This is a genomic window from Actinotalea caeni (genome assembly GCF_009733795.1).
In the GTDB taxonomy this organism is placed as follows: domain Bacteria; phylum Actinomycetota; class Actinomycetes; order Actinomycetales; family Beutenbergiaceae; genus Pseudactinotalea; species Pseudactinotalea caeni.
In genome coordinates this window covers 56,949-63,117 of record NZ_WNXX01000019.1, presented here as the reverse complement: position 1 = coordinate 63,117, position 6,169 = coordinate 56,949, and the positions used below count along the sequence as shown (strand labels likewise).

Annotated in this window: 7 protein-coding genes; 2 read left to right on the top strand and 5 right to left on the bottom strand. The window is 74.5% G+C overall.

What is annotated here, in order from left to right:
* On the top strand, positions 1-710 hold a 710-nt coding region (locus GPA02_RS14975; RefSeq protein ID WP_204986636.1), incomplete at its 5' end, for a BTAD domain-containing putative transcriptional regulator.
* Positions 711-1,133: 423 nt separating this feature from the next.
* On the opposite strand, the gene GPA02_RS14970 is transcribed toward GPA02_RS14975, so the two are convergent.
* Positions 1,134-2,123 carry a DNA polymerase domain-containing protein gene (locus tag GPA02_RS14970; protein ID WP_156201087.1) on the bottom strand — a complete coding sequence of 330 codons (990 nt, stop codon included), beginning with the start codon at positions 2,121-2,123 and terminating at the stop codon, positions 1,134-1,136.
* 94 nt (positions 2,124-2,217) lie between these two features.
* On the opposite strand from GPA02_RS14970, the gene GPA02_RS14965 reads away from it, so the two are divergent.
* On the top strand, positions 2,218-2,976 hold the full coding sequence (locus GPA02_RS14965) for a hypothetical protein (RefSeq protein ID WP_204986635.1): 759 nt from the start codon (positions 2,218-2,220) through the stop codon (positions 2,974-2,976).
* A 9-nt stretch (positions 2,977-2,985) separates the two neighbouring features.
* Here the strand turns inward: GPA02_RS14965 and GPA02_RS14960 are convergent, their stop codons facing one another.
* From GPA02_RS14960 to GPA02_RS14945, 4 genes are read right to left on the bottom strand one after another with little or no spacing between them, the layout of a single operon-like run.
* A complete protein-coding gene (locus GPA02_RS14960; protein ID WP_240134075.1) occupies positions 2,986-3,804 on the bottom strand; it encodes an ABC transporter permease in 819 nt (272 codons plus the stop codon).
* A complete protein-coding gene (locus GPA02_RS14955) occupies positions 3,801-4,631 on the bottom strand; it encodes an ABC transporter permease (protein WP_156201084.1) in 831 nt (276 codons plus the stop codon). The genes GPA02_RS14960 and GPA02_RS14955 overlap by 4 nt, the downstream gene beginning before the upstream one ends.
* Positions 4,628-5,557, bottom strand: a complete 930-nt coding sequence (locus GPA02_RS14950; RefSeq protein ID WP_156201081.1) for an ABC transporter ATP-binding protein — start codon at positions 5,555-5,557, stop codon at positions 4,628-4,630. Before GPA02_RS14950 ends, GPA02_RS14955 begins: the two co-directional genes overlap by 4 nt.
* Before the next feature lie 42 nt (positions 5,558-5,599).
* The gene (locus tag GPA02_RS14945; RefSeq protein ID WP_156201078.1) at positions 5,600-6,166 is read right to left on the bottom strand and encodes a CG0192-related protein; all 567 of its coding nucleotides are present in this window, start codon (positions 6,164-6,166) and stop codon (positions 5,600-5,602) included.
* Between the last annotated feature and the right edge of the window lie 3 nt (positions 6,167-6,169).

The window sequence follows — 6,169 nt, the reverse complement described above, 5'->3', positions numbered from 1 at the left end:
GCGAGGCGCTGTCCCGGTGCCTGCGCACGCCGGCCGCGCTCGGCGACGTCGGCGCGCGGCTCGCCGCCGGCTGGCTCGCGCTCGACGCCGGCGACACCGCTGCGGCGGTCCGACACGCGCGCGACGCCGAGGACGAGGCCGGGCGTCGTCGCGACCCCGCGGGGCAGGTCGAGGCGCTGCAGCTGCACGCACTCGCCGAGCCCGCCGGCGCCGCAGCGCGGCTCGCCGAGGCCGCCGCGCTGTGGGACGGCGTCGGGAACAGCATCGGCGCGGGCGTCAACGCGCTGCTGCTCGCGCGGGTGCGGCGCGACCGCGACGGCGAGCGCGACGCCCGCCGCTGGTTGCGTGCGCTCGGCGTCTCCGACGCCGCCACCCGGGTCGCGGGCCCGCTGCGGGTGCTCGGCCCGGAACCGAGCGCCGAGGTGCAGGTGCGGGTGCTCGGACGGCTGGCGGTGCTGCGCGACGGCGTGCGACGCGCGCTCGCGCAGGCGCTGCTCGACGACGGGCGCCCCGCCGCCGCGGTGCCCTGGCACCTGGGCCTGGTCGCGGTGGACCCGTACGACGAGCCCGCGCACAGCGGCCTGCTCCGGGCGCTGCACGCCGACCGGCGGCACGGGCAGGTGCGGCGCCACTACGCCGACTACCGGGCGGCGATGCTCGAGCTCGGCAAGACCCCCGTGCCCTTGTACGACCTCCTCGGCACCGGCTGAGCACCGCCTCGCTCACGCGAGCTCGTACCCCCGTGCCGGGCTCGTACGGTGCACGCTACGAGCTCGGCACGAACGTACGAGCTCGCCGGCTGGCTGCGTCCCGGAGGTGGGATGTTCGACACCGGGCACACGAGCTCGCCGGCTGGCTGCGTCCCGGACGTGGGATGTTCGACACCGGGCGCACAGGCCTCCCCGCCCGCCCCGGCAGGCGCTCGACGCCACGCGACCTCGTACCCCCGCACCCAGCTCGTACGGTGCACGCTACGAGCTCGGCACGGACGTACGAGCTCGCCGGCCGACTCCAGGACCCGAAGGTTTCCCGAAGGGTGGCGCACCACCCTGGCGCGGTCCCGACAGGAGAGAGCCGTGCCCCACCTTCCGCGCTGCGCGCCGTACTTCGACCCGGTCTGACGCCCGACGGCGTCACCCCTGCTCGGCTGCCCGCTTGCGGCGCTTGCCCTCGTGCATGGCGGCCACCCGGGCCACCGGGATCTCGTGACCCTCGGCGACGACGTCGTCGGGCACGCGCTGCGGCGCGGGCAGCATCGTGGCCCAGGGGTCGCCGTCGAGCAGGGCGGGTGCGGAGCGGACCGTGAAGTCGGCGGGCACGACGTCGGGCAGGTCGTCCCAGCCCACCGGCCACGAGACGGGTGTCCCGGGGCGCGCCCGCGGGCTGTAGGCGCACGCGAGCGAGGCGCCGCCTGAGCGGGTGGAGTCGAGGAACACCTTCCCGCCGCGGTCGGCCTTGATGTAGGCGGTGGTCGCGACGTCGGGGTCGAGGCGCTCGGCCCGGGCGGCGAGCGCACGGGTCGCCGCCGCGGCGTCGGGCGGCGCGAGGTCGCGCACGGGGACGATCACGTGCACACCCTTGGAGCCCGACGTCTTGACCGCGCCGGCGAGGTCGGCGCCCGCGAGCGCCTCGCGCACCAGCAGCGCCGCGGCGACCGCCTGGTCGAAACCACCGCCCTCCGGCGGGTCGATGTCGAGCACGAGGTGCGTGACGCGCCCCGCGAGCACGTCGACCCGCTCCCCCTCGGCGACGTCGAGGTCGGGCAGCATCACCGTCGGGTGGTACTCCACCGCACGCTGGTTCGCGAGCCACAGGAGCGTGCGACGGTCCTCGCACACCGGGTAGTGGATCTCGCGGCGGCCGGCGTCGGACCACACGACGGCGCGACGCACGAAGTCAGGCGCGTGCTCCGGCAGGTTCTTCTGCATGAACGGCTGCTGCCGCGGCCGGGCCTTGACGACCGACAGCGGCCGACCGGCCAGCTCGCGCAGGATCGGCTCCGCGACCGCGTCGAGGTAGTCGACCAGGTCGCGCTTGGTGGCGTCGGCGCCGTCGAAGAGGGGCGTGTCGAGGCTGCTCAGCTCGACGCCGTCGCGGATCTCGACCTGCCGTGCGGTGGCCATGCCCTCAGCGTGCACCCCCGCGGCGTCCAGGGCCAGCCCCGTCCGGGGCGTCGGTCCCGCCGCACGCACCCGCCCGCTGCGCCACCATGAACCCATGACGATCACGATCGAGCGCAGGTTCTGCGGCCCCTCGACCTCCGGCAACGGCGGCTGGACCGCCGGCCTGCTGGCGCGGGCGCTGCGCGCCGCGACCGGCAACGAGGGCCCGGTGACGGTCCGGCTGTCGGCGCCACCGCCGCTGGACCGGCCGCTCGACGTCACCGTCGAGGCGGCGACCGACGACGGCGACGCGCTGCGCACCCCGATCGCGTCGCTGGTCGACGGCGGCACGGTCGTCGCGAGCGCGACCGCGGCGGCACCGCTGGACGGCGACCCGGTGCCGTTCGTGTCCCTCGACGCCGCCGCGGCGACGGCGGCGCACTACGTCGCGCCCGAGCGGCACCCGTTCCCGCGGTGCTTCGTGTGCGGCCCGGCCCGTGAGCCCGGCGACGGCCTGCGACTGACGCCGGGCCGGCTCGCGCCCGGTCTCACCGCGTGCGTGTGGCGGCCCGCGGACGCCCTCGACGGGTCGCGCGTCGGCGAGCCGTGGGTGTGGGCGGCGCTCGACTGCCCCGGCGGCTGGGCGAGCGAGCTGCTCGAGCGGCCGATGGTGCTGGGCACGATGACCGCGCACGTCGCGCACGTGCCGCTGCCAGAGCAGGCCTGCGTCGTCACCGGCCGGCTCGACCGCGCCGAGGGGCGCCGCAGCTGGACCTCGACCGCGCTGTGGAGCGCCGACGGCGAGCTTCTCGCGCAGGCGCGGGCGATCTGGGTGCAGGTCGACCCCGCGGTGTTCGACACGATCCTGGGCTGACGGCGGGGCTCAGCTCAGCAGCAGCCGCTCGATCCGCCGCGCGGTCACCGCGACACCGACCGCGCCGAGCACCAGCAGGTAGGCGACGTGAACGAGCAGCCCGGCGTGGAGGTCCCCCGTCATCAGCCCTCGCACCAGGTCGACCCCGTGGTAGAGCGGCGTCGCCCGCACGACCCACTGCAGGCCCTCCGGGTAGGTGCTCAGCGGGAAGAAGGTCGCGGAGAACAGGAACATCGGCAGCAGCGCCAGCTGCACGTACTCCAGGTGCGTCCAGCTGGTCATCCACGTCGTCACCGCCATCCCCACCGAGGCGAAGGCGAGCCCGATCAGCGTGCACGCGGGGATCGCCAGCAGCGCCCACGGGCTCGTGACGAACCCGGCGGCCCACGCGACCGCCAGGAACGCGGTCGAGTACAGCAGGCCGCGCAGCAACGCCCAGGAGATCTCGCCGACGGCGACGTCGACCGGGCGCATCGGGGTGCTGAGGACGGTGTCGTAGAGCTTGGCGAAGCGCAGCTTCCAGAACACGTTCTGCGTCGAGTCGTAGACCGCGCCGTTCATCGCCGAGGTCGCCATCAGCGCGGGGGCGACGAACACCGCGTAGGGAAGCGCCCGGCCGTCGACCTCGACCGTGCCGACGAGCGCGCCGATCCCGACGCCCATCGCGAACAGGTAGAAGACCGGCTCGAAGAACCCGGAGACGATCGTGAGCCAGTAGTGCTTGCCGGCACGCGCGTTGCGCTCGACCAGCGCCAGCGGCATCGCGAACGCGATCGGGAACGGCAGTCGAGGCCGAGACCGTCGGGCGGTGACCGTCGGCGCGCTCATGCCGTCATCCGGTGCCGCAGCGCCCGCACCGCGACCGCGTAGCCGCCGACCGCCCACAGCAGCAGGTAGCAGGTGTGCAGGAGGAAGGCACCGCCGTCGAGCCACAGCGGCGAGCCCTGGCCGAGCCCGAGCGCACGCGTGAGCGCCCCGGCGTGGGTGAGCGGGGACACCCACGCGACCGCCTGCAGCCAGCCCGGCAGCTGGGCGATCGGGAAGAACGTCCCCGAGAACAGGAACAGCGGCATGATGACGAACCGGCTCAGCACGTTGTAGCCCTGCTCCGACCGCACGAGGCAGGAGTAGCAGTAGACCGGCATCGCGAACGCGAGCCCGCACAGCATCGCGGCCGGCACCGCTGCGAGCACGCCCCAGCCCGACATCGCGCCGAGCGCCGTCGCAACGACCGCGAAGACCCCGCACACGATGGCGAGCCGGATCGTCACGTACGCGACGTGCCCGCGCACGAGGTCCTCCTCGCGCAGCGGCGTCGCGAGCATCGCCTGGTAGGTGCGGCGCCAGCGGATCGCGCCCATCACCGGGAACGTCGTCTCGGCGACGCCGGTCTGCATCGCCTGGGCGGCCAGCAGCCCGGTGGCGACGAAGGCGACGTAGGGCACGCCGAGGGCGGTGCGCTCGCCGGAGTCGACGAGCGCGCCCAGCCCCAGCCCCATGCCCGCGAGGTAGGCGAGCGGCGCCAGGAACGACGAGATCAGCGTGCCCTTCCAGATCCGTCGGTACACCGCCATCCAGTAGCCGAGGACGGCGCGCCAGCCGCCGCCGGCGGCGTGGCCGACGGCGGTGCGCACGGGTGTCGCGGTCGTCGTCACTCGATGAGGCTCCGTCCCGTCAGCCGGAGGAAGACGTCCTCCAGCGAGGCGCGGCGGACCAGGGAGGACATCGGGTGCACGCCGCGCGCGGTCACCTGCTCGAGCGCGGCGTCGCCGTCCTCGACGTAGAGCAGCAGCCGGTCGGCCAGCACCTCGACGCGCCCGATCCCGGCGACGTCGTCGGCACGCTCGGCGTGGTCGGCGACGTCGAAGCGCAGCTCGAGCACCTCCCGCGAGGCGTGCTCGCGGATCAGCGCGCGCGGCGACCCCTCGGCCACGATGCGCCCGGAGTCCATGACGACCAGTCGGTCGCACAGCTGCTCCGCCTCGTCCATGTAATGGGTCGTCAGCACGAGGGTGACGCCCTCGCGCTTGAGCCGGAACAGCCGGTCCCACAGGATGTGGCGCGCCTGCGGGTCCAGGCCGGTGGTCGGCTCGTCGAGCAGCAGGATCCTGGGGGTGTTGATGAGCCCGCGCGCGATCGTCAGCCGCCGCTTCATGCCGCCCGAGAGGTTCTCGACGAGCTCGTCGCGCTTGTCGACCAGCTGGGCGAACTCGAGCAGCTCCGCGGCGCGCTCCCGCACGGTGGCGCGCGGCAGCCCGAAGTAGCGGCCGTAGACCAGGAGGTTCTCGGTGACCGTGAGGTCGTTGTCGAGCGTGTCCTCCTGCGGGACCACCCCGAGCTGCGCCTTGATGCGGCTGGCGTCGGTCGCCGGGTCCATGCCGAGCACGCGGACCGTGCCGCCGGTCGCCGGTGACGTGCACGCGATGATCCGCATCGTCGACGTCTTGCCGGCGCCGTTGGGGCCGAGGAACCCGAACGACTCTCCCGGCGCCACCTCGACGTCGATCCCGTCGACGGCCGTGAAGGCGCCGTAGGTCTTGCGCCGCCCGACCGCCTGGATCAGCGGGGCGTCGTCGTTCATGCGCCGCAGGCTAGCGTGCTAGCAATTCGTGGTCCAACGGATTTACACCAGGCGGGCGAGCACGACCGGCGCACGGCCCGGCAGCTCGCCGACCAGCGCCGCCGACCCCTCCTCCAGGTCGCCGTCGGCCACCGGCTGCGGCAGCCGCTCCAGCACGACGTCGACGCCCTCGCCACCGGTGCCCCGCACCGTCATCGTCTTCTCGACCGGCTCGGTCGTGCCGTCGCCGAGGTCGCGCACCAGGTCGGCCTCGCGCCCCGCCCCGACGACGGTACGCCGCAGCACCTCGAGGTAGACCGGGTCGCCGACCGCGTCGTAGACGTAGCGCGTGCCGAGCACCGAGTGCTCGAGCGTGCCGACCAGGTGCTCCGCACCGCCCTCGAGCGGCTCGGCGCGGTAGGAGAACGCCAGCTGCCACAGGCGCTCGTCGCCGGTGTCGACGAGCAGGGTCTCCAGCCCGACCTCGCCCGCGGGGTCGTCGAGGCGGAACGTCGCCACCCGCCGCGGCCGCGGCGGTACGACGCCGTCGTACCAGTCCTGCTCGGGCAGCCAGGCGGCGACGAGCTCGGCCTTGGTCGGGGTCAGGGTGGCCTTGTGGAGGATCGCCATGCG